This window comes from Acinetobacter venetianus RAG-1 = CIP 110063, assembly GCF_000368585.1.
Taxonomy (GTDB): domain Bacteria; phylum Pseudomonadota; class Gammaproteobacteria; order Pseudomonadales; family Moraxellaceae; genus Acinetobacter; species Acinetobacter venetianus.
The window spans coordinates 1,110,953-1,135,687 of record NZ_KB849558.1 but is presented as its reverse complement, the minus strand read 5'-3'; the positions used below and the strand labels follow the sequence as shown (position 1 = coordinate 1,135,687).

Below are 24,735 nucleotides of genomic sequence, written 5' to 3'. Positions count from 1 at the left end.
TTTGGTTTTCTAAATCATCTAAACGATGACAAACGATAAGATTTTAAGAAAAATTAAGCGCTGCATTTTCTAAATCATCTAAACGATGACAAACTGATTTGCGAACCGTGTAAGCCTGCATACATTTTTCTAAATCATCTAAACGATGACAAACGAAATTGTAGACTTATAGATTGTCCGCCAGTTTTTCTAAATCATCTAAACGATGACAAACTAGGAGGTGATTCAACTACTCGAATTGAAAAGTTTCTAAATCATCTAAACGATGACAAACTGATGTATTTGCGCCCGATGCACCACTATTATTTTCTAAATCATCTAAACGATGACAAACGGAGTTGCCGTTTTAGCAGCTTCAGCAGCAGCTTTCTAAATCATCTAAACGATGACAAACAAAACCATCAATCTTTTTTGGATTGTTGATCTTTTCTAAATCATCTAAACGATGACAAACAACAAGTAATAGTGAAGTCTAACCTTCCGAAATTTCTAAATCATCTAAACGATGACAAACATTGAATGGGCGGAAGCTAAAAAGGACGGTTTTTTCTAAATCATCTAAACGATGACAAACGAAGCAGTTGGAACCCCCATTAATAAGATGGGTTTCTAAATCATCTAAACGATGACAAACTTTATACAAATATCATTGGGTGTACTTATCCTTTTCTAAATCATCTAAACGATGACAAACAACTTATTCTAATTATTGCAGCTTGTGCTCTGTTTCTAAATCATCTAAACGATGACAAACATGTCCAGTCTAATTCGCCACGTTCATTAACTTTTCTAAATCATCTAAACGATGACAAACTAGAGTTAAGGATAAATAAAACTCCTAAAATCAACTATATAAGTTTTTAATGAATGAAAATACTTCAAAAAGAGTATATGTTGCTAGTTGATTGATTTTATTATTTTTTTATTAGAGAGTCAAAAGTAAAACTAAACATATGACCTAAAGTACGTTCTTGGAAATTTATTAATAAATTATATATGAAGGTTTTGATGTTACTTTTAAATGAATATGATAAAGAAAAAAAGAATTTTCTATCGAAAGCTGGATTTTGTATATTGATCTATGAGTAATTTTGTATTGCAATTTCGCTAAATTAGGATTGTCATAAAAAATGATTACTTAAAACAAGTTTGGATTGTGAGGGGGGATTCTTATCTTAGTAATAATTTTTATCATGAATTGGATTAAGTAAAATAAGAAGATGGTGCGCTCAGCGGGACTCGAACCCACGCCACAGGCTTCGGAGACCTGTACTCTATCCAGTTGAGCTATGAGCGCATGCGTGCCACATCATAGGCAAAAAATACATGTAGGTAAATATATAGCATGAAACAAAGATGCTTATTGTTTATTAAAACATCAATTTTATTCTCAACTTATCGAGATGTTTAAGAATATCTCAATCATAAATGCTGAACTGAATAATTAATGAGTTTAAGAGTCTGATTCAATTGTGCGGGTGGAATACGAGATTCTTGCAAGGAAGTAATCCACTGCATTTGACATGCTTTTAACTGCTGTACAGTTTTTATGGACTGAATTTTTTGTATTAGCGGACGTGCCATTAGTCCACAGAAAGTTGTTAGTGTTTGAATCATAACTTGCTGAATTTCGATAAATGGTAATTTTTCTAATTCAATGGTTTCAGAAGCAGGTGTTTTAACTTCTGAGATTTCTTTTGTATGTGCTATATCAATGGCCGTAGTATTTTCAGCTTCGATAATTTCTTCTTGTACGAAAGAGTGGTTTTCTTTCGTTTCAACGTTATTCGAACGAGTCTCTTGCTCAGCTAAAAGTCCCATGTCAATGAGTTGTTTTACTAGCACAGAGGGTGCAATTCTTTCTTTGTAGTCTTTATCAAGATCTTTGAAATCATCATGGTCTATCAAAAGTAATAAACGGCGTTGACGTGCTGTCAAAGCGATATTGCGTTGTTGCAAGGCACTTTGCCCGAGTTCTGTTTTGAAAAAATGTGACATTTCTTAATCTCCCCCAACCAAGATTTAGATGGAGATTAAGATAAGGTTAAAAAATGACAATAATGTTAACAAATTATTAAATATCATTGTCTTGAATAGATTGTTTGGAAAACAGTTCCAAATGTTCTATGAGCAGGGGTTATTTAATCAATTTTGCTTCAAGAGCTTTACGTAAATAGGGATCAAGATCTTCTTGGCGTAAAAGCCATTGAATGTAATCGGCAGGGAGGTCTTGAATAGCTGTACCTTTATGTTTTCCAAAAGTAATACTTTTAGGAACACGCGCTTCTTCTGAAGCAATATAAAGTTCTTCTATATTTTGGATATCTAATTGATGAATGATATGCATCAAAATATTGGCCGTTAAAATAATGTCAGCATCAGCACGATGTGCACCTTTTAACATTTCCCGCGCTTTGTCACTGCCTTTTGAAATTAAATAAATCAAAGCCGAAATGTTATGAGCTTCTGCATTTTCCCATACGCGACGAGCCAAAGCCAAAGTACAAATAGGTTTTAGAGCTGAAGTCTCTACCCCACATCTAGCAATAGCAGCAATATCATAATCAACGTTATGGCCAATAATATATTGAGTTTCTGGTGGAAGTTGAAATTCATTATAAAAGGGCTGATCGATTAAATCAGATTCTAAAATGTGGTGTACCGCCATTGCAGCAAATGAGATCGGTTGCCCAACTTGATAGAGTTGGTCAAAGATTTGTGACTTATCTAAACTTAATTTTCCAGCTTGAATTTCAATAGGTGCATAAGCAATTTCAATAGGCAAGCCATTTAATGTATGTGTTTCTGTATCTAAAATAATGGCTTGCATAAAAAATGGCTCGAGTTGAATTTAGAATTTTATTATCTTACAAGAAATTTACATAAGACAATCACTAAGAGAAAGCATAACGATATTTTATGTGTACTAGTGTGCTTTCTGCCTAAATAAAAGTCAAAAAATGATGAAAATGAAAAAAGTACTTGAATCAAAGCAATATTGGGCGTAATTCTTATAAAGGTTAATGCCTTAGAAATTCAGACCTAAGGAAAACAATAAATAAAAGAGTTAAGGAAAAACTTCATGAAGATGAAATTACTTACGGCGGTTATGCTGAGTTCTAGCTTATTGCTTACAGCATGTGGTGGCGATGGTGATACATACTATTATTCTTCAAAACCTGATGTACCTGAAAATAATATTGCTGATCCAGTCGTTGGTATTCCCGTCCCTTATGTAAAGTCGGATTTCAGTGCAGTTGCTTCTGAAAGTTCAGTCATGACTTATAAAATGTTAGGACAGGATGGAAAAGTAACAACGGCTACGAGCTTAGTATTTGTTCCTGGTGGTCCTATGCCAGCTGGAGGATGGAAAATTGTTGCGTGGGCACATGGTACAACTGGTGTAGCAGATCAGTGCGCACCCAGTCGTAACGAAACAAATCCGTATATTAAAGCAATGATTAGTCAATTTCTTGCTGAAGGTTATGTCGTTGTTGCTCCGGACTACGAAGGTTTAGGTGAGCCAAGCGGACGCGAATTACATCCATTCTTAAATGTGAAAAGCGAAGCATATTCTATTACTGATGCAGTTGTTGCAGCTCGTTCTTATTTAGCTGGACAAGGGAAAGTTATATCACGTCAATGGATGGCTGTAGGTCATTCTCAAGGTGGTCAAGCAGCGCTAGGTGCGGCTCAATATGCAAGTCGTGCAAAGTTGGACTATAAGGGGACTGTTGCTGTCGCTCCAGCATCAAATTTAGGTACGATTTTATATGGTGGAGAGTTATCTGTTAAAGATGCACCAGTTGCTCAGCAAATACCTGTTTATGCACAATTGGATACTTTTACAGCTTTGATTACAGCTGGTTTGAGAAATCTTCAACCAACATTTAACTATTCAAATGTCTTTAAATCACCAACAGATTTAATTGCGAGCAATGCAGAGTCAGATTGTTATGATGTTCTGGGAGGTAAATTTGCTGCTGCGATGCAAACCTATGCAGGTCAAAATGGTAATTTAACAAACTACCCGCGGACACAAGAAAATTTCATGTTATTACCGTTGGTGAAAACTTTCTTGGAGAGCGATTCGCAACCTGCACAGGTTAAGTTAGATCAACCTGTTACGATCTATCAAGGTGCTAAAGATACAACTGTGCCGATGGTTGCGACAAATGCGCTAGTTTCAGCTGCAACGCTGAAGGGTTCTCAGGTGCAATATATAACGAATGCTGATTGGGATCACGGTACAGCTTATGCCCTAAATATTCAAAACATCGTGAATGATGTGAAAACAGCTATGCCACCAATGAACTAATAAATTTCATGGTAGGGGAAGCCCAGTTTTCTATTGTCTTAGATAACTGGGCTTTAATGATTCAATAATTAAAAAAATAGAATTGTATAAAAAAGAAATAATTGGTTTCTCAAAAAAGAAATAAATAGCCATGCATGAATAAAATTCACCAATAATTAAATAAATATCAAGCTCTGTAACAGCAAACTTCATGCTATAATTCGCACCAATCTTTAGCACGGCTTAAAAGCCCTAATTTATAGGACCCTCCGCTAATGTTTGCCAATATCTCTATTGCTGAATTTGATCCAGAATTAGCTCAAGCGATCGCTTCTGAAGGTGAACGCCAAGAAGCTCATATCGAGTTAATTGCTTCTGAAAACTATTGCTCTAAAGCTGTAATGGAAGCTCAAGGCTCAAAACTTACGAATAAATATGCAGAAGGTTATCCTGGCAAACGCTATTACGGCGGTTGTGAATATGTTGACGTCATCGAACAACTTGCCATTGATCGTGCAAAAGCGTTGTTTGGTGCTGACTATGCAAACGTTCAACCACATGCTGGTTCACAAGCAAACTCTGCTGTTTATTTAGCGCTTCTTAACCCGGGCGATACAGTTTTGGGAATGAGCTTAGCTCACGGTGGTCACTTGACGCACGGTGCTAAAGTAAGCTTCTCTGGTAAAACTTATAATGCGATTCAGTACGGCTTAAACCCTGAAACTGGCGAAATCGATTATGAAGAAGTAGAACGTTTAGCTTTAGAACATAAGCCACGCATGATCGTTGCTGGTTTCTCTGCTTATAGCCAAGTTGTTGATTGGCAGCGTTTCCGTGACATCGCGGATAAAGTAGGTGCTTATCTTTTTGTTGATATGGCTCACGTTGCAGGCTTGGTTGCTGCTGGTGTTTATCCTAACCCAGTTCAAATTGCTGATGTAACAACAACGACGACTCATAAAACACTTCGTGGTCCTCGTTCTGGTTTAATCCTTGCGAAAGCAAACGAAGAAATCGAGAAAAAACTTCAATCAGCTGTATTCCCTGGTAACCAAGGTGGTCCTTTGATGCATGCAATTGCTGCTAAAGCAATTTGCTTCAAAGAGGCGATGTCTGATGAGTTCAAAACTTACCAACAACAAGTTGTGAAAAATGCTCAAGCAATGGCTGAAGTGTTAATTTCGCGTGGTTATGATGTTGTATCTGGTGGTACAGAAAACCATTTATTCTTATTGTCTTTAATCAAGCAAGACGTAACGGGTAAAGATGCTGATGCTTGGTTAGGTGCAGCACATATCACTGTAAACAAAAACGCGGTTCCAAATGATCCACGTTCACCATTTGTCACTTCTGGTATCCGTATTGGTACGCCAGCAGTTACAACACGTGGTTTCGGTGAGTCGGAAGTACGTGAACTTGCTGGTTGGATCGCTGATGTGATCGACAGCAAAGGTGACGAAAAAGTTATCGCTGATGTGAAAGCAAAAGTTGAAGCTGTTTGTGCAAAATTCCCAGTATATGCAAACTAATGTGTATATCTAAAAAAGCGCCGTAAGGCGCTTTTTTTATGTCTAAAAACTTGGAAATAGAAGAATCAACCTTTCTCATTAAGCATCATCTTGGTGCCCATTTTTAATTAAACGCTCAAATTCTCACTAAAATTGATCATTTTGGTATTACTAAATATAAAAAACGTAATACTTATTTGGCATGTCTTTTGCTTCGTCTTATGAGAGATAAAAGTTGTCTAGGGTTCCGATGCTGATTGGCGTGACTGGTCCGAGAGATGACGGTTCGACAGAACTACACGGAGGGATAAAAGCCCGGGAGGTCAGGCATTTTGCCATAACGAGGTTTAAATTATCCGCAAGAGGTTTGTTATGAATCAATCGGTCTATCACGACAATAAGATACTCTGGAGTGAAACATTACTGGGTGGGCATCATTGGTCTGGTCGAATCCAAAGAGGTACTGTTTTACAACTTGAAGCCTTAAATCAGAATGCAAATGTTTCATTATTCTGTGTAAATGCTGATGAGAAATTAGAGCGCTTCAATATGCCTGATAGTTTGAAAGCTCAACATACGGCATTTTTATCGACAGGGCATGTATTGTACTCTGATCTCGGGCGAGTCATGGTATCGATAGTGAAAGACGATCATGGCTGGAATGATGTGTTTTGTGGCCCAAGCACAGCTGAACAAATTGCTAAAAACTTCGGTAAAAAGAGCTTCCAAGATGCACATAATGATATGCATCAAAATGGTTTAGAGAGTTTATTGATTGAGCTAACTAAGTTCGGTTTATCCCAAGCTGATTTAACAGCAACCGTGAATTTATTTTCGAAAGTACAGCCTGATGACAGTGGAAAACTGTCTTATGAAAAAAATGACAATCTGAATCAAATCATTGAATTGAGATTTGATATGGATTGTTTAGTCTTTCTTTCTGCTGCACCGCATCCATTAGACCAATCTGATCATTATAACCCCGCTGATATAGAGCTTCGTTTATTTAAAGCCAATCCCTTAACTGAGCATGATATTTGCCGAGACTCATGTCCGCAAAACCAACGTGGTTTTGCCAACAATCAACGTTATTACGCATTATCAAATTAAGTTTGGGGGGAATAGACAATGACAGCATTACAACAATTTGAAAAAACAGTTTTAGATCAAGTTTGTCCAGCAGGCGAGGCTTGGATGTGTGAGGTAAAACAAGGTCAATATTTCCGAATTATTGATTTAGAAGGAAATCAAGCCGTTGATACTTTGTTTATCAGTGCTGAAAATCCTGATGAACGCTATAGTGCAACAGATACGCTTGCACAAAATCAGCAACTGTATTTGGAAAAAGGTACAACGCTCTATAGTAATTATGCACGACCAATCGCCGTGATTGTCGATGATAATTGTGGTCGACATGACACCTTAGGCGGCGCATGTTCATGTGAAAGTAATACGGTTCGTTATGCACATGATAAATACCCGATGCATAGTTGCCGTAATAATTTTATGTATGCTTTGGCAAAGCATCCTATTGCAAAAAAACATCAGCTCAATGTTCGTCATATAGGCCCGAATATTAATTTTTTTATGAATGTTCCTATTACGGCTAATGGACATCTAAAGTTCGATGATGGTGTTTCTGCACCGGGTAAATATGTGGAAATTAGGGCTGAAATGGATTTAATCGTACTTATTTCTAATTGCCCTCAATTAAATAACCCTTGCAATGCCTATAACCCAACAAAAATTCAACTCGTCGTACGTGAAGCTTGAGGGGAATAGCATATGTTTAAAAAAGTACTTATTGCCAATCGTGGTGCTATTGCTTGTCGAGTAATTCGTACGCTGCGTAAATTAGGCATTCAATCGGTTGCTGTTTATTCAGAAGCAGATCGTGATTCTTTACATGTTTCTATGGCAGATGAAGCGGTGTTTATTGGTGATTCTACTGCACAACAAAGCTATTTAAATATTGAGAAAATCCTTGCGGCAGCACTTGAGTCTGGTGCAGAAGCGATTCATCCTGGATATGGTTTCTTATCTGAAAACGCTGCATTTTGTGATTTATGTGAGCAACAAGGCATTGCATTTATTGGCCCAACATCGCAACAAATGCGTGATTTTGGCTTAAAGCATACAGCGCGTGAATTGGCAATTCAGAATCAAGTTCCTTTATTACCGGGCAGCCAATTGCTCATTGATGAACAGGATGCAATTGTTCAAGCCAAGCAGATTGGCTATCCCGTGATGCTGAAAAGTACTGCGGGTGGTGGTGGAATTGGGATGCGTTTGGTTTGGAATGAAGTTGAGCTCAGAGATGCTTACCAGACGGTTTCCTATCTTGCGCAAGCAAACTTTAAAGACGCAGGATTATATTTAGAAAAATTTGTTCAAAATGCGCGTCATATCGAAGTACAAATTTTTGGTGATGGCAAAGGTCATATACTTGCATTAGGTGAGCGTGATTGTTCAGTTCAGCGCCGTAATCAAAAGGTGATAGAGGAAACACCAGCACCACATTTAAATCATCAACAACGTGAATATATTCAACAAATTGCTATTCAATTGATGCAATCTGTAAAGTATCGCTCTGCTGGTACAGTTGAATTCGTGATGGATACTGATACACAAGAATTCTATTTTCTTGAGGTCAATACGAGACTACAAGTGGAACATGGCGTAACTGAACAGGTTTATGGCGTTGATCTTGTTGAATGGATGGTGACTTTAGCGAGCGGTGATTGGTTAGAACCAACGCAACAACTCGAATCAAAAGGGCACTCAATTCAAGTCCGTTTATATGCAGAAGATCCGATTAAGAATTTCCAGCCAAGTGCGGGTCTATTAACTAGCGTAAAGTTTGATGCATCGTCACGTGTTGAGACGTGGGTTGAAACGGGATCAAATGTTTCTTCATTCTATGATCCGATGATCGCCAAAATTATTGTGACTGCAAATGATCGAGATCATGCAATTCAAGCAATGCAAAATAGCCTAAGCAAGACTGAAATTGTAGGAATTGAAACTAATTTAGAATATTTACAAGAAATTATCCGTTGTGAGGTGTTCAATCAAGGAACTCAAACGACTCGCTTTTTAAATACATTTGAATGGAAAACGCAAAAGATAGAGGTTCTACAATCTGGCATACAAACCGCCGTACAAGATGTGACGGGACGTTTGGGCTACTGGGATGTCGGTGTTCCGCCATCTGGGGCAATGGATGCATTAAGCTTAAATGTTGCAAACCAATTGCTGGATAATCCTTTTAATACAGCAGGCTTGGAATGTACTTTACAAGGTCCTACGCTTAAGTTTCATTGTGATAGCCAAATCGTTTTAACTGGCGGAGATATGGAAGCTAGTTTAGATGGTCAGATCATTCCAATGTGGTCAACCATCAATGTTCGCAAAGGACAAGTTTTGAAATGCGGACGAATTTCCACGGGTTGTCGAAGCTATATTGGTATTAAAGGTGGTTTAAATGTCCCTGCTTATTTAGGGAGTTTAGCGACGTTTACTTTAGGGCAATTTGGTGGTCACGCAGGAAGAAATTTGCTGATCGGTGATATGTTGCCTGTCTTTGAAAGCAGTTTAGAAAATACGCATTCGCTAGATGCGGCTCAAATTCCTAGTTTTGGAACAAGTTGGGAAATTGCAGTGATGTACGGGCCACACGGTGCGCCAGACTTCTTTACGAAAAATGATATTTCCATGTTTTTTGAACAAGAATGGGAAATTCACTTTAATTCGAGCCGTACAGGGATTCGCTTAGTTGGTCCTAAACCTGAATGGGCGCGTATCGATGGTGGTGAAGCGGGGTTACATCCATCGAATATTCATGATAATGCTTATGCAATTGGAGCGATTGATTTTACGGGTGATATGCCAATTATCTTAGGGCCTGATGGTCCGAGTTTAGGTGGCTTTGTTTGCCCAGCCGTTGTGATTAATGCTGAACTATGGAAATTGGGGCAGCTAAAAGCAGGGGATAAAGTGAAGTTTATTCCTGTAAGTTATCAGCAAGCTCAACAACTAGAACAGCAATATCAAACAGCATTGCAACATAAAACAACAGCAAATGTGAATTTCTCACCAGTCATTCAGGCAGAAGAAATCACTTTAGAAAATGCTGTTTTAGCAACATTGGCACAAGGTGAAGATAAACCTACTGTAACGTATCGACCTGCTGGTAATCATTATTTATTGGTCGAGTATGGGGATCTGGTCTTAGACCTCAATTTAAGATTCCGTATTCACGCTTTAATGCAGTGGGTAAAACAGCAAAATATTCAAGGTATTATTGATCTCACGCCGGGGATTCGTTCACTGCAAATTCACTATCATTCGAGTGTTTTAGACCAATCGGATTTACTGAAATTATTACAATCTGCTGAAGCCGAACTGCCTGATATTGAGAATATGCAAGTTGCTTCTCGAACTGTGTATTTACCATTGGCTTGGGAGGATTCACAAACTCAACTGGCGACTGAAAAATATACGCAACTCGTTCGACCAGATGCGCCTTGGTGTCCAGATAATATTGAGTTTATTCGCCGTATTAATGGTTTGGAGTCAAAACAAGCTGTTAAGGATGTCGTCTATAACACTTCGTATTTAGTGATGGGATTGGGTGATGTTTATCTCGGTGCACCAGTTGCAACGCCACTTGATCCAAGACATCGATTAGTTACAACCAAATATAATCCTGCGAGAACATGGACACCTGAAAATGCTGTGGGTATCGGTGGTGCGTATATGTGTGTTTACGGCATGGAAGGACCGGGTGGTTATCAATTTGTTGGGCGTACCACGCAAGTCTGGAGTCGCTATCGTCAAAATCCTAATTTTGAATTAGATAAGCCGTGGTTACTGAGATTCTTCGATCAAATTCGTTTTTATGAAGTGTCTGAAGCTGAACTTTTGGAGATGCGTGAAGATTTTAAAGCGGGACGTTTAAAGCTTAGAATTGAAGATGGTGTTTTAAACCTTAAGGAATACAATACTTTTCTTAAAGAAAATCAGACAAGTATTCAAGAGTTTAAGCAGGTTCAACAAGAAAATTTTGAAGCAGAACGCCGTAGATGGCATGAAGCAGGTTTGGCTGAATATGTTTCCGAAAGCATGGATGTTGTGCTTGATGATACTGAAATCAATATACCTACAGGTGGAATGGTTGTTGAATCACATATGCCGGGTTCAGTCTGGAAAATCGAATGTGCAGTTGGCGATATCATTGAGGAGGGTGAAACCCTTGCGGTGATAGAGGCGATGAAAATTGAAATTCCAATCATTGCCCCCGCAAAAATGAAAGTCGATACCATCTTGATAGATAAAGCGCAAACGGTTAAAACTGGTCAAGCTTTGTTTACTTTAGTGCCATTAGCTTGATGTGCTAAATATAATAAGCAGACCACGCTTAGTGGTCTATTTATTTAATTACATTTTTCAATATGCTTAAAGATTGTCTCACATAATTTTTTAGCTTTAGGGGTAAGTCGCCAATCAGGATTTGAATCAAAATCATTAATGACTTCACGACAAAATTTAAGCTTATCCTTGATAGTACCAACACCATTACCATCTGCAAAAGCAGTTTTACAAGTTTGAGATGAAGGTTTCTTAATTTTATCGTCTATTAGTTTACCTATGCCAAATTTAGGATTGTCAAAATAGTCATCATTAATAATATTATCTATTAATGAAATATCATAGCTTTGGCGTACATTTTTCAGTCTATGAAATTTTGCTTTTGCAACTCTTACAATCGAATCTTTTGGCAAAGTGTTTTCAGTTTCTTTGCAATCTAAAATTATTAAATTTTCCTTATTTAGTTCTTTTTTTAATAAGCTGATTTTATTTGGATTTTTTTGTATATCTCCATCTGCAATTAATAACATATCACTAGCTACTGCTGTTGCACTTTGACCTCTGTCTTGTTGAAGAAATTTAATTCGCTCTTCTCTCGTTTTTGGATAACTTTCCTCAAAAGACCAGTGTGCTAGATTGCTTCCAGCATATTCGATAAATGTATAATGATAATTTGGCATAAAGCGACGAAGTTCAGAATATCGTTCTAAGTCCTCTTTAATTTTATCTACTGACTTATCATTTATATCCGTTAATTCTTTTAAATACTTTTCCATATATTTTGTAATATATAGACGATCGGTAATTCCTTCTACCCAAATTGTACAATTTGCTAAGTACACAGAAGATGGTTTCACTCCCAAAGAAGCAAGTAAGTCGCGATCTTTATCACAGCGGTAAATTTTAAAATCAAATTTTGACTTATCTATTATATTCTGTTCTTTAACAAATTTTTGAATAATAACTTGATCAGATTCATCAGCCATATCTAGAAGATGATTTGAATGGGTAGTAAAGAAATAATAGTGTTTTGTTTCATTTAGATAAAAATTCATGAGTTGGCGGACCATACCAGCGTGCATATGGAGTTCAGGTTCTTCGATAAAAAAAGAATGAATATCTTGATTTTTGGTAAATGCCTCAAAAGTTAAAATGATAGCTTGTTGTAAACCATCACCAAGTTTATAAATAGGGAATTGAGCTGCATGACCAATTTTTATATGAACAACGTCATTTTGCTTATCTTTCACATCATTATTTTTTTCAATTTTAGGAATTAATGTTACTATTTCATTATCAAAAAAGTATTGGCTTAATTTTTCTTCGTAATTTTTAACGAGTTCTCTATCTTCTGGATTACCCAATAGGAGACATTTCAATTCATGAAAAAGACACTCTCCAGTAATAGTATTATCTTTATTGAATGCATTGTGTTTGTCTCCATAGTCCTTTTGAGCTCTGTCTATATATGGTTGTTTATTTTCAATTTCAGTAACTGGACGCATACCTCTTAATGTTGGTACATAAAATTTACTAGTTCCGAAATTTAAATTTGATGTTTGTTGATATTGGTTTTTAAATTGATTTTTTAGCGTAGAAATATTTTCATTGGGTTCAAACATATTTAATAAATTCATTCGATTTAAGAAATCAAGACAATAGTAAAATTGATCATCTGGATTAGTAGGCGAATAAGAACTCATGCTGATTACTAAACTATCAAGTTGAGCAAAAAAGTCTTTATAAAATTGTGTGCTATGCAAGTGTTTATATTTATCATTATTTTTAAGTTTATTAGAAATAGATAAAAGTTTTCTAAAGGAGTCTATTTGGTAGCTATGCGGTTTATTTTTACTATAAAAAAGTCCCCTTAAGAATCTACTTTTACCAGCATTATTTTTACCAATAAAAAAATTTAGTCGTTTTATTTCTATTACTTGATTATAGCCTTCTTCATTGTCAGCACTATATTCTTCTAAGTTTTCAGCCCAATAGTAAATTTTGTTACTCATAATTATAAGGTTCTAAGTTTAATAATTAAGTGTATGATATTACATAGTAATTAAAAATTAAAACTACTTTACTTGTATAAATAAGCATCTTTATAAATTTTTCTATACTTCTATAAAAAATTTGCCCTGATATTGAGCAAGCCAAGATTTTTATGCTCAATAAGTACTCAAAAACTATGCTAAAGGTCATCAAATCACTATCAAAATTGGCATAGATACTGCATTAAATAATACGAATTGGAAAATTAGTATTACTGAGGTGGCGATGAATACCAAGCGAATCATGATTCAGTATTGCAAATTCGTTATGCATGTTGTGGTTGATCTTTTAGCAGTGAGAGCAGGTTTATATGTCAAACAAGAAAGACCAAGTGCAAAAAAGTAACTCAAGCAAACTGAAGGATAAACCGAAACTGACACGCATCAGTATTACGGTGCCTGAAAAGACCGTTGAAGCTTTGGATCAGAAGATCGTAGAAGAACATTACGAAAGTCGTTCTCAAGCAATCGTAGATATGATCAATCGCCATTTGATTCATCAATACACCACCGAGAACTCAGTTATGGTGGGAACTTTAACGTTGCTATATCAGCGCAATACAGCCAACATCCGCGTGCAACTCGCTGATTTACAACATGAGTTCCTTGAACAAGTGATTAGTTCTTTGAGTATTCAGTTAGATGATCAAAAAATCTTGGAGGTCATGCTGTTGCAAGGAAAAAGTAATGATCTTAAACAAATTAGTCAGCAATTTATTGCATTAAAAGGTGTGATTAAAGGCCATCTTGAGCTGATGGATGCAGTTATGCCGCCACTGCAACAAAACGATTAACAGTGCGTTTGCTACGCATTATTTTCTAGTTAAAGATTTTACGTATCAATGTCATAAAACATTCTCTAATGGGGTCACATTATGAAGCAAGCAATTACAACATTATCCATCTCTGTATTATTTGGTTTGGCTGTTACGGGATGCGATAATTCAGCCAAAGTACCTACGGCCGATAAAGTACCTACGGCCGATAAAGCTGCTGATTCAACAAGTAGCAATGCAAGTACACCAATTACTATTGGCTATAGTGATTGGCCGGGCTTTGTCGCATGGCAAGTAGCAATCGAAAAAGGCTGGTTAAAAGAAGCGGGCTTAAATGTAGATTTTAAATGGTTTGATTATTCAGCGTCTCTTTCTGCTTTTGCGGCTAATCAATTAGACGCAGTGTTGGTTACAAATGGCGATAATTTAGTGAATGCTTCTGGTGGAACCAAGGGCATGATGATCATGGTGACGGATTATTCTGCTGGTAATGATGTCATTATTGCAAAAGAAGGTATTAACTCAATTAGTGATCTAAAAGGTAAGTCAGTTGCAACGGAAAAAGGTTTAGTAGATCACTTACTCCTTTCAACAGCTTTAGATGATTCTAAAATTCCTGCAACAGATGTGAAACTTGTTAATTCAGTCACCAACGAACTCCCGCAAGTATTCACCAGTAAGGATATTTCTGCGATTGCAGTTTGGCAGCCTGTTGCCAATCAAGCTTTAAAAGCAGTGGCTGGTTCAAAGATTATTTATACATCTAAAGACAAACCAGGTTTGATTTACGATACGCTTTCAGTGAATGCGAGCCATTTATCTGCTCATAAAGAAGATTGGAAGAAACTGATTCAAGTTTGGGATAAGACTGTAAAATATATTCAAGATCCTGCAACACATGCCGATGCGGTAAAAATTATGGCAAATCGTGTAGGTGTTGACCCTGCACAATATGAACAATTTATTGATGGTACACATTTACTGGATCTTGCTGCGAATAAACAAGTATTTGCAAAAGGAGACGGTTTTGATTCAATCTATGGCTCTACTTACCATGTCAATAAATTCAATGTGAGCAATGGCATATATAAAGCAGAAGTGGATGCGGATGGATTAATTTATCCATCACTTGTGGAAGAGTTAAAATAACAATATGCATAAAAAAACCGTTCACGCAGAACGGTTTTTTTATAACTTTTTTAGATATGCGTACTTTTAGAAAATACATTAATCACAATAATTCCTGTGATCATCAAGCCTAGACCAATAAATGCAGCGGTGTCTAAGTGTTGTTTGAAAAAAATCCAACCTACGGCAGAAATAAGCACAATACCTGCACCTGACCAAATCGCATACGCAATGCCTACAGGTATCGTTTTCAGTGTAAGGGATAAAAAGAACAAGGCAACGGTATAACCTAAAATGGTAATGATCGAGGGAACTAAAACGCTGAATCCTTGGGAAGCTTTAAGCGCTGAGGTTGCGATTACCTCAGCAACAATTGCTATAGCTAAAAATAGATAAGACATAAACCTCCAAAGCTCCACTCAAATTATCGTTTTTGCATGTTTCAGTAAATGATTTTGTTCTTGAGCTAACCATTGTTGCCCTGAATCGGAACAAGCAGAGATATGATCAAAAACAAAATCAGGTTGATAAACATCAAGTTTAAAATATAGAAGATATTTGTCATCACCAATCATTTTTAATTGTGTAATGGTCTGATCTTTTAATAATTCAAAATGATCAAGTAAAATGGTTTGACCAATTTGATTGGACTTCGTACTCCAGCAGATAATCGAACCATTCAATGTGATCGAAACTTCATAGCTTTCAATTTCACTCTTCAGATCATTCACCTCAGCTAAAGTAGCATATTGGTTTATCTGCTGTTGAATCTGAGGGAAACGTGATTGGGCATAAGCAATATGTTGATCTGTGATGACAAGACCACCATCAACAGCAAATACTTGCTCGGTTTTTAAACATTGCATTTGAAATAGTCGCAACCCGAAAAATAATCCTTTATTTGCTTGTTGACGCCAATCTTCGACATAAGCATTAGAAGGTGCAAACTCTAAGATAGAATTTCCAATCGGATAGAGTTTTGCTGGTTCAGGCCATTGAATATGATTCTGATAACTTTGCTGAATTTCCCAAGATAATAATGCTGTTTGGCTGTCCCATATTGTATCGCCAATCCAACCCTGACGTTCATGTAGTGCGGTTCGATTGCCGTCAGAAAGTCGGAGGTCAATGCTAAATGATTTTGATTGGAACCAATAAACAATCGTATTTTCATCCGTTAAGCCATTATAGAAGCTGATACTTTTACGTCTGAAACTGCCAAATAAATATCGGGGTAAGGTTAAGTCTGCGATGGGTGTTGGCTTTAATCGCTTTAATAATTGCACAAGGTTCATGACACTTCTCCTTGTTCATTCAAGCCAAAGGAGTAAAGCGGTCGTGCATTTTCTAAAACAAGCTCACCTGAAGCAATGCGTTGTTTTAGATACCTAAAAGTTTGTGCTGTTTGATTAAATAAATGTTCACCACCTTTCATGGGGGGATAATGAGGAACTTCATTTTTGATAATGGGTTGGATGATATAGTCGTAATCACAAGAGAAAAACAAAGGGAAAGAATAGCGTTCTTGTTTGACGCGTTTAACACGGTGTTTGGTTGCTAGGTAACGACCATTCGATAAGATTTCCATCATATCGCCGATATTCATCACCATCGTATTTTCAATCACTGGAATATCAATCCATTCACCTTGTTTATCTAATACCTGTAGTCCTTCTGCCGTTGGAAAAAGCAGAGTAAAGCACTCGTAATCTGTATGAGCACCAATCCCAAACTGATCTTCGGCATTTGGATTGAAAGGATAGTGGATCAGTCTTAATTGACTCGGTGCATGCTTTAAATGCGCATCAAAATAGTCTTCTTCTAACTCCAAAGCCAGCGCAAATGCTTTAAAAAGTTGATGGCCAATTGCTTTGATATGTTGGTAGTAAGCTAAAACTTGTTCTTTAAATTGAGGATCATTAGGCCATTGTGTAGGACCGAGTAAAGGGCGGCGATTTTCAATTTCCTGATAGTCATAATTGATGTCATATGCTTCTTTTAAGTCATATACATTGGCTTTGAATTGTTCCTCTCCAATCGGCACATAACCACTGTGGTTTTTTGAAAATCCGATGTAGTTTTGCATTTTTTGATTTTCATCTTGAGCAAAGTAACTTTCAGCGATTTCTTTGAGTTTATCGAAAAGTTCAGGCTGAAATTGTTCGCCTTGAATATACAGAAAACCGACCTCTTTGCAGGCTCGATCCAGTGCTTGAACGACTTGCATCCGATCTTCTAAGTAATCGCTATTTAGAAGAGAAATGTCGATAAGTGGCAGGACATATTCATGGTTCATGATCTTCACCATAGGCTGGTCGTCCAGCAATAAATGAAGCGAATTGGGTCGTCCCAATTGCTATTTTTATTTCTGTGTACTGACTTGAGTCATGCGTGGAATTTTAGGTAAATCCTCTAAGGATGGATCAAGTTCTTCTTCTTGACTATGTACAAGTTGATTCACGCGATCACGTAATTGTTTGAACTCTGTTGAGTGAATTAAGTCGAATGATCGCGGACGAGGCAAATTAACTTCGATAACTTCTTTTACCTCACCAGGGTTGGCTTTTAATGCCACGATACGATCGGCCAATAAAATCGCCTCATCCATGTCATGCGTAACAAACATAATGGTGAGGTCGATGTTTTGCCATAAATCCATCAAATGTTTTTGCATCTTTTGGCGGGTGTAAGGATCAAGTGCGCCAAAAGGCTCATCCATTAATAATATTTTAGGTTCATTGACCAATGCTCTAGCAATCGCAACGCGTTGTTTCATGCCACCAGAAAGCTCATGTGGAAATTGATTTTCATACTTATCTAAGCCAATGATGTTAATCCATTCCCTTGCCATTTCTTCTGCGCGAGTTCGGCTGATGCCTTTCATTATTGGACCGAACATGACGTTTTCTTTGACTGTTTTCCATGGGAAAAGGGTATAGCCTTGAAACACCATGCCACGTTCAGAGCTAGGCCCTTTGATTTTTTGACCTTCAACCAAAACTTCACCACTATGGAAATCATCTAATCCAGCGACAACACGACTCAGGGTGGACTTACCGCAACCTGATGGGCCGATCACACAGATAAATTCTCTTTTATGAATGGTTAAATCAATTTTATTTAGGACAAGACGTTCACCATCGCCATGATTAAAGATTTGGCTCAGATTTTTGGTTTCTAGCATCACAGGACGAGTATAAATACTTTCGAAATATGCTTTTGAATCAAAATGCTCAGTCATATTTATACTCCTTTTTTCCATTTGAATAGACGCATACCTAATTTCATTAAAATTAGATCGCAGACCAGACCAATCACGCCAATAATCAGGATCGCAGCATAGACGTTATCAAAGTTTTGATAGCGTGCTTGTTGTGTAATAAACCAAGTGATGCCTGAGGTTGCACCAATTAATTCTGAAACAATTAAATATGTCCAAGCCCAACCGAGTAAGACACGTTGATCTCGATAGATATCTGGCAATGCAGCTGGAATCACCACATAAAATAGACTTTTGATTTTGTTTGTTCCAAGGGTATAACCTGCCTCCATTAAGCCGCGATCAACCATTCTTGTGGTATTGGCAATAATCAAGATTTGTTGAAATAAAGTACCAATCACAATGATGGCAATTTTAGGTGCATCGTTAATTCCTAAAATAGCAACCGCAAGTGCTCCAAAAGCAGGTGCAGGAAGGTAGCGAAAGAACTCAACAAAAGGCTCTGTTAACTTGGAAATCGTGTTGGAAAATCCGCATAAGATTCCGAGTGGTACACCAATCAACGATGAAATGAAAAATGCAGTAAATACGATTTTGATACTGTGCCACAGACTTTGATGTAGCCAAGGTGCGTCTGCTTGCTGTGGTGGTGTCGTAAATGATGTAAATAATGCTATCGCAACTTCATGTGGAGCAGGTAAATATATTGGGTTGACTAAAATTCCTGTTGGAGGTGTTTTAGCTTGATCAACCGCTTGTTGTGCTTCTGCATAGTAAGCACTTTTCTCAAGACGTGTTCCTACCTGTAAGTAAGAGACACTGCCTGAATCAGTGATTTGAACTTGAGGATGCCAAATAAAAGGTAAATAACTGACACAGCTCCAAATAAGAAGTGGAATGATAAAAGACCCCAATCCTAAGAAAAGCTTTTTCCTTTTTGACAATACTGAATGATGCATAGGCAAACACCCGTAGTAATACTAATTTTAAAAAACGTAATACTATTTAGCAATTTTGATGCCAGTGTCTTGTGTTTAAATAGAAATTTAGCAGGGGAAAATATCAGAACTTAAAAAGAAGCGGTACTTTTAACCATGATGGAAGGAAAGCACCACAAAATTAATTTTAACTATTTAATTATTATATAAATTTAAGCTTTTAAATTTAATGAGAAGTTGGTCTTTTGATTCTAAAAAATTTGGGTCTGGATTGATACAGTTAATCGGACACACAGCAATGCATGTGGGCGATTCATAAAAGCCTACACATTCAGTGCAACGTTGTGGGTCGATTTCGTAAACTTTTGCACCTTCATAAATCGCTTCATTGGGGCATTCTGGGAGGCACATATCGCAATTGATACAGGCCGTCGTGATCATGAGTGCCATGTCTTAGTTCGCTGCATAAGCCAAAGCAGAAGATTGTAATTGCTCTTTTGCATGAGGCAGGTTGCGAATTAATAAAGCATAAGCAATATCTATATCTTGTGACAGTGGAATCTCTACGATATGACCTGAGCCTTTAGCATTGTCGATTGAATTACCTTTTAGGTCACGCATATGCTCAAGCACAAAAGAAATATTGCCTTTCGGTGTCATCAATTCTAGAGAATCACCTACGAGGAAGCGATTTTTAACTTCAATACGAACATAGTCGCCGTGACGTTCCAAAACTTCACCGCAGAATTGTTGATAATCAAAATGTGATGAACCATCTTCATAGTTCTGATAGTCGCTGTGAATATGTCGACGTAAGAAACCTTCGGTATAACCTCGATTTGCCAAACCTTCGAGTTGATGCATTAAACGTTGATCAAAAGCTTTGCCTGATAAAGCATCATCAATTGCTTTACGATAAATTTGTGCTGTGCGCGCACAGTAAAAATAGGATTTCGTTCTCCCTTCAATTTTAAGAGATGCAACACCCATATGCGTCAGACGATCTACATGTTGTACTGCACGGAGATCTTTTGAGTTCATAAAGTAAGTTCCATGTTCATCTTCTTCTGCGGCAAACATTTCTTCTTCGTTGCGTTGAACTAAAACCGTTTGTGTGGTGTCTTCTGAATCCGCTTTTGAACAACATTGTGTAGGTTCGTCTAATTGCTGAACAGGGATGACATCACCATTGACATCTTCTTTTGCATCATGGATTTTATATTCCCAACGACATGCATTGGTGCAAGCACCTTGATTGGCATCTCGTTTATTCATATAGCCAGATAGAAGACAGCGACCTGAATAAGCCATGCATAATGCACCATGCACAAACACTTCTAATTCGATTTCAGGGACATGTTTTTGGATTTCTTCAATTTCCTCAAGTGATAACTCACGAGAAAGGATGACACGACTTAGTCCATAGTCTTTCCAAAATTTTACGGTTGCCCAGTTAATCGCGTTTGCTTGTACTGAAAGATGTATTTGCATATCAGGGAAATGTTCACGCACCATCATAATCAAACCTGGATCAGACATAATCAAGGCATCAGGTTGCATCGCAATAATCGGTTCAATATCTCGAATAAAATTTTTCAGCTTACTGTTATGTGGTTGAATGTTGACAACAACATAGAATTTTTTACCTAAGGCATGTGCTTCATCAATACCGATTTTTAAATTGTCATGATCAAACTCATTATTACGAACGCGTAAACTATAACGAGGTTGACCTGCATAGACTGCATCTGCTCCATAAGCAAAGGCATAACGCATATTTTTAAGTGAACCAGCAGGCGAGAGTAATTCGGTATTCATGTAAAAACACAAAGGCATATAAAAAATAGGGGATTATTCTAGGAAGAACAAGAAAAGGATTCAACCAAGTATTTAAGTCAGGATTTTTAGCATTAAATCCTTATTTGCCAATGCTAGTCTCACCTTTAAATAAGTCTAAATTTATAGAATCTCCAGAAATCTTGCTTAGATAAGAAAAAAGCACCCGAAGGTGCTTTTGAATTAGTGATGACGGTGCTTACGTTTTTTCTTATATTTTTTAGATTGGTGATTGTCATAATAACGATCTTGACCAACTTGACGACCTAAAGCTGCACCACCAGCCGCACCCGCTGCTGCACCGATGTAACCACCTGTTGTTCCACCTAGATTTTTACCAACTGTGTAGCCACCGACTCCTCCTAAACCGCCACCGATAGCAGCTTCGGTACGTGTACGTTTACTACTTGCAGCCGCTGCACCACCAGCACCTCCAATCGCAGAACCAATCATAGCGCCGCTGTTTCCACCAACTTCTTTACCAATTGCAGTACCGACAACACTACCAAGCGCAGATGTTGCTGCTACACGTGTACCATTATCTGCATGAGCAACGGTCATCAGAGAGGTACTTGCTAAAATCGCACATAACCAAGCATTGGCTTTCATTTTTAACTCCACGTTCCTATTGGATAGGACATCTTTTGTAATGCGAGCAAATGTAACAAAGTTTGAGATGGAAAATGTGGAGATGCTTTCCTGAATTATTACGGTTTAGTGATTGGATTGTAGTGTTTTGTTGCTTTCGATGAGAAATAGAGCGATAAATCAATTCAAAACCCGAAGTAGATAACGATTTAATCTCGTTTGAAAATACAGAATTATAAAAATAGTAGGCAATGTTCTAACTTGAATATGTTATTTCAAATTTTACCTTTCGCTTCAATAATTCAAACTGCTCTGAACAGATAAAACCAAGTGATTTGTGATCAAATGATGGTGGAATAGTAAGTTAGCAAACTTCTCTATGTTATTTAATCAGGAGAATCTGTAAACTATGCGCAATTTTTTGATTTTGCTCGTGCTTCCGCCAGTTGTGTTGCATAGAGTCTTTAGATTTTGAGATATTCCACCCATGAAAGCATCACTCCGTTTAAGATTAGATCAATTATGTGATCGTCATGAAGAGCTGACTGCATTGCTCGCAGATGTAGAAGTTATTTCGGACAATAAACGTTTTCGTAAACTGTCACGTGAACATAATGATTTAACAGAAATTACTGAGGTTTGGGCTAAATATCGTCAAGCTGAAGAAGACATCGAAACTGCTGAAATGATGAAGTCTGATCCAGACTTTAAAGATATGGCAGAAGAAGAAATCAAAGAAAATAAGGCGCTTTTGGTTGATCTCGAAGATCAATTGAATGTATTGATGATTCCTAAAGATCCAAACGATGCCAATGCTGCTTATCTTGAGATTCGTGCAGGAACGGGTGGTGATGAAGCTGCGATCTTCTCCGGTGACTTATTCCGTATGTATAGTAAATATGCTGAAACTCAAGGTTGGCGTATTGAAGTGCTTTCTGAAAATGAAGGTGAGCATGGCGGTTATAAAGAAGTGATTTGTCGTGTAGATGGCGAGGGTGTATATGGCCGCTTGAAATTTGAAAGTGGTGCACATCGTGTACAACGTGTACCTGCCACTGAGTCTCAAGGTCGTGTGCATACCTCTGCATGTACAGTTGCGATTCTTCCAGAAGTCGATGTAGATACAACAGTGGATATTAATCCTGCTGATTTACGTATCGATACCTACCGTGCATCAGGTGCGGGAGGTCAGCATATTAACAAAACCGATTCTGCGGTGCGTATTACCCATATTCCTTCAGGTGTTGTGGTTGAATGTCAAGAAGAGCGTTCACAGCACAAAAACAAAGCCAAAGCGATGGCGCTACTCGTATCACGTTTAGAAAATGCAAAACGTGCTGCGGCTGATGCAGCAACTTCAGAAATGCGCCGTGACTTAGTGGGTTCAGGTGACCGTTCTGAACGTATCCGTACTTATAACTACCCACAAGGCCGTATGACGGATCACCGTATCAATCTAACTTTATATAAATTAGATGCGATTATGGAAGGTGATTTAACAGAATTGTTGGATAGCCTGCATCGTGAATATCAAGCGGATCAGTTAGCTCTGCTTGCACAGGAAAATGGCGGCTAATGAATATTGCTCAAGCATTAGAAATCAAAGGGGAAATTGATAGCTACGAACGCCAAGAAGCAGCATGGCTACTTGAGCATATCGTAGGAATCGGTGCTTTGGAGCTAAAGTTAAGACTTGAGCAAGAGTTGACTGAAATACAAGAACAAGCTTATTTAGATGGGCTTGCGCGTATTGAACAGGGCGAGCCATTGGCTTATGTTACGGGTTCTCAGCCATTTTGGACGCTAGATTTAAAAGTAACCCACGATACTTTAGTTCCACGTCCTGATACTGAAATTTTGGTTGAAACGGTGCTGAAACTTCCAATCAGCACAAATGCCAATATTGTCGACTTAGGTACAGGAACTGGTGCGATCGCTTTATCGTTAGCAAGTGAACGTCCGCAATGGCAGGTCACGGCGACGGATATTTATCTACCGACCTTAGAAGTTGCAAAAGAAAATGCGACTCGACATGGTTTAACGCAAGTTAACTTTGCCTGTGGAGCTTGGTTTGAGGCTTTAGAATCGCAAACATTTGATTTGATTGTATCTAATCCGCCTTATATCGATCCAGAAGATGTGCATATGCAAAAGCTTAAGTCTGAACCTGAGCGAGCATTAATTGCAGATAATCACGGACTAGCGGATATTGAAATCATTATTACTCAAGGTAAAGACTGGTTAAAGCCAAACGGTTGGATTGTGCTTGAACATGGCTATGATCAAGGACAGGCGGTACGTAATATCTTTGAGCAACAAGGATTTAGTCAAATCCAAACCATTCAAGATTATGGCGCAAATGATCGCGTTAGCTTAGGGCAGAAATCTGATTAATCTTCAATATATTGTTGAATTGCTTGCGCCAATTTAGCTTTACCTTGTTGCTCTAAACCATCCACAACACCGACCGCATCAACTTTATCGCGATTTTGACTGAGTTTAAATTTTCCAGTCATTTGCTGAATTTCGATTTCTATTCCAATAATGCCTTTGAGTTCTTCAGCAATATAGTCACTTGGTGCATCAGACATTTTCCAAGGTTTCGGTTGTTTCGCCTCATGTGTTCGAGTCAGTTTTGCAAGAATACCACGCAAGGATTTTTCATCTTCTAAAAAGCGAATAGCGCCGTTGACGTGAACCACTTGATAGTTCCAAGTCGGTACGTGTTGATGGTGTTGTTGCTTGCTTGGATACCAGTTCGGTGAAATATAGCCTTGTTCACCTTGAAAAATGACAAGCACCTCTGTTCCATTTCTGATTTGGGTGTGTAGAGGATTATTTCTTGCAATGTGTGCAACGAGAATAGCACGATGATGTTCAGGTTCACGGAGCAATTTAAATGGTAAATGATTAGCCCCCAATCCATTCGTGCTTTGGCTAACTAATGTCGCAAAGGGATAATTTTCAATGAGTTGGTAAAGCTTTTCATGATCTTTCTCTTCAAAAATCTCAGGAAGATACAT

General features: G+C 37.7%; 21 protein-coding genes, 1 tRNA gene, 1 CRISPR repeat array and 1 riboswitch. Of the genes, 9 read left to right on the top strand and 13 right to left on the bottom strand.

Features of this window, described 5'->3' with window-relative positions; translation table 11 throughout:
- Positions 1–6: 6 nt before the first annotated feature.
- A CRISPR array of direct repeats spans positions 7–814; the repeat unit is 28 nt; unit sequence TTTCTAAATCATCTAAACGATGACAAAC.
- A gap of 407 nt (positions 815–1,221) precedes the next feature.
- From F959_RS10945 to F959_RS10935, 3 genes are all read right to left on the bottom strand, one after another.
- Positions 1,222–1,297: transfer RNA gene (locus tag F959_RS10945), tRNA-Arg, on the bottom strand.
- 125 nt (positions 1,298–1,422) lie between these two features.
- On the bottom strand, positions 1,423–1,998 hold the full coding sequence (locus F959_RS10940; protein WP_004880119.1) for a hypothetical protein: 576 nt from the start codon (positions 1,996–1,998) through the stop codon (positions 1,423–1,425).
- Between the two features lie 139 nt (positions 1,999–2,137).
- On the bottom strand, positions 2,138–2,830 hold the full coding sequence (locus F959_RS10935) for a putative quorum-sensing-regulated virulence factor (protein WP_004880116.1): 693 nt from the start codon (positions 2,828–2,830) through the stop codon (positions 2,138–2,140).
- A 252-nt stretch (positions 2,831–3,082) separates the two neighbouring features.
- Here F959_RS10935 and F959_RS10930 point away from each other — a divergent pair, with 252 nt between their 5' ends.
- From F959_RS10930 to uca, 5 genes are all read left to right on the top strand, one after another.
- The gene (locus F959_RS10930; RefSeq protein ID WP_004880114.1) at positions 3,083–4,318 is read left to right on the top strand and encodes an alpha/beta hydrolase; all 1,236 of its coding nucleotides are present in this window, start codon (positions 3,083–3,085) and stop codon (positions 4,316–4,318) included.
- Between the two features lie 254 nt (positions 4,319–4,572).
- Positions 4,573–5,826, top strand: a complete 1,254-nt coding sequence (gene glyA, locus F959_RS10925) for a serine hydroxymethyltransferase (protein ID WP_004880112.1) — start codon at positions 4,573–4,575, stop codon at positions 5,824–5,826.
- Positions 5,827–6,033: 207 nt separating this feature from the next.
- Positions 6,034–6,129, top strand: a riboswitch (guanidine-I (ykkC/yxkD leader).
- Between the two features lie 48 nt (positions 6,130–6,177).
- Positions 6,178–6,915: an urea amidolyase associated protein UAAP1 gene (locus F959_RS10920; protein WP_004880109.1), complete on the top strand. Its 738-nt coding sequence runs from the start codon at positions 6,178–6,180 to the stop codon at positions 6,913–6,915.
- 18 nt (positions 6,916–6,933) lie between these two features.
- On the top strand, positions 6,934–7,578 hold the full coding sequence (locus F959_RS10915) for an urea amidolyase associated protein UAAP2 (RefSeq protein ID WP_004880107.1): 645 nt from the start codon (positions 6,934–6,936) through the stop codon (positions 7,576–7,578).
- Between the two features lie 12 nt (positions 7,579–7,590).
- The gene (uca, locus tag F959_RS10910; protein ID WP_004880104.1) at positions 7,591–11,196 is read left to right on the top strand and encodes an urea carboxylase; all 3,606 of its coding nucleotides are present in this window, start codon (positions 7,591–7,593) and stop codon (positions 11,194–11,196) included.
- 44 nt (positions 11,197–11,240) lie between these two features.
- Here uca and F959_RS10905 read toward each other — a convergent pair whose 3' ends face one another.
- Positions 11,241–13,187, bottom strand: coding sequence for an AAA family ATPase (locus F959_RS10905; RefSeq protein ID WP_004880102.1), 1,947 nt, complete (start codon positions 13,185–13,187; stop codon positions 11,241–11,243).
- A gap of 395 nt (positions 13,188–13,582) precedes the next feature.
- On the opposite strand from F959_RS10905, the gene F959_RS10900 reads away from it, so the two are divergent.
- A complete protein-coding gene (locus tag F959_RS10900) occupies positions 13,583–14,020 on the top strand; it encodes a CopG family ribbon-helix-helix protein (RefSeq protein ID WP_034604949.1) in 438 nt (145 codons plus the stop codon).
- Positions 14,021–14,101: 81 nt separating this feature from the next.
- Positions 14,102–15,151, top strand: a complete 1,050-nt coding sequence (locus F959_RS10895) for an ABC transporter substrate-binding protein (RefSeq protein WP_004880096.1) — start codon at positions 14,102–14,104, stop codon at positions 15,149–15,151.
- 50 nt (positions 15,152–15,201) lie between these two features.
- On the opposite strand, the gene F959_RS10890 is transcribed toward F959_RS10895, so the two are convergent.
- The 8 genes from F959_RS10890 to F959_RS10855 form a co-directional block, all read right to left on the bottom strand.
- Positions 15,202–15,531: a DMT family transporter gene (locus F959_RS10890; protein ID WP_004880095.1), complete on the bottom strand. Its 330-nt coding sequence runs from the start codon at positions 15,529–15,531 to the stop codon at positions 15,202–15,204.
- An 18-nt stretch (positions 15,532–15,549) separates the two neighbouring features.
- Positions 15,550–16,425: a hypothetical protein gene (locus F959_RS10885; RefSeq protein ID WP_004880090.1), complete on the bottom strand. Its 876-nt coding sequence runs from the start codon at positions 16,423–16,425 to the stop codon at positions 15,550–15,552.
- Complete coding sequence (locus tag F959_RS10880) at positions 16,422–17,438, bottom strand: isopenicillin N synthase family dioxygenase (protein WP_004880087.1); 1,017 nt, start codon at positions 17,436–17,438, stop codon at positions 16,422–16,424. Before F959_RS10880 ends, F959_RS10885 begins: the two co-directional genes overlap by 4 nt.
- Before the next feature lie 54 nt (positions 17,439–17,492).
- Positions 17,493–18,371 (bottom strand): ABC transporter ATP-binding protein, encoded by an 879-nt coding sequence (locus F959_RS10875; RefSeq protein WP_004880085.1) that lies wholly within the window; start codon positions 18,369–18,371, stop codon positions 17,493–17,495.
- Positions 18,372–18,373: 2 nt separating this feature from the next.
- Positions 18,374–19,309 carry an ABC transporter permease gene (locus F959_RS10870; RefSeq protein WP_004880083.1) on the bottom strand — a complete coding sequence of 312 codons (936 nt, stop codon included), beginning with the start codon at positions 19,307–19,309 and terminating at the stop codon, positions 18,374–18,376.
- A 174-nt stretch (positions 19,310–19,483) separates the two neighbouring features.
- Positions 19,484–19,738: a YfhL family 4Fe-4S dicluster ferredoxin gene (locus tag F959_RS10865; protein WP_035312519.1), complete on the bottom strand. Its 255-nt coding sequence runs from the start codon at positions 19,736–19,738 to the stop codon at positions 19,484–19,486.
- Positions 19,739–19,741: 3 nt separating this feature from the next.
- Positions 19,742–21,106, bottom strand: coding sequence for a prephenate-dependent tRNA uridine(34) hydroxylase TrhP (gene trhP, locus F959_RS10860; RefSeq protein ID WP_004880082.1), 1,365 nt, complete (start codon positions 21,104–21,106; stop codon positions 19,742–19,744).
- A 201-nt stretch (positions 21,107–21,307) separates the two neighbouring features.
- The gene (locus F959_RS10855) at positions 21,308–21,733 is read right to left on the bottom strand and encodes a glycine zipper domain-containing protein (RefSeq protein ID WP_004880080.1); all 426 of its coding nucleotides are present in this window, start codon (positions 21,731–21,733) and stop codon (positions 21,308–21,310) included.
- Positions 21,734–22,199: 466 nt separating this feature from the next.
- Between F959_RS10855 and prfA the strand changes: the two genes are divergently transcribed.
- Together prfA and prmC are read left to right on the top strand one after the other, a co-directional pair.
- Entirely contained in the window at positions 22,200–23,288 is a 1,089-nt protein-coding gene (gene prfA, locus F959_RS10850; protein ID WP_004880078.1) for a peptide chain release factor 1, read from the top strand.
- Positions 23,288–24,106 carry a peptide chain release factor N(5)-glutamine methyltransferase gene (gene prmC, locus F959_RS10845; RefSeq protein WP_004880076.1) on the top strand — a complete coding sequence of 273 codons (819 nt, stop codon included), beginning with the start codon at positions 23,288–23,290 and terminating at the stop codon, positions 24,104–24,106. Before prfA ends, prmC begins: the two co-directional genes overlap by 1 nt.
- Here the strand turns inward: prmC and F959_RS10840 are convergent.
- Positions 24,103–24,735, bottom strand: coding sequence for an FMN-binding negative transcriptional regulator (locus F959_RS10840; RefSeq protein ID WP_004880075.1), 633 nt, complete (start codon positions 24,733–24,735; stop codon positions 24,103–24,105). The genes prmC and F959_RS10840 overlap by 4 nt on opposite strands.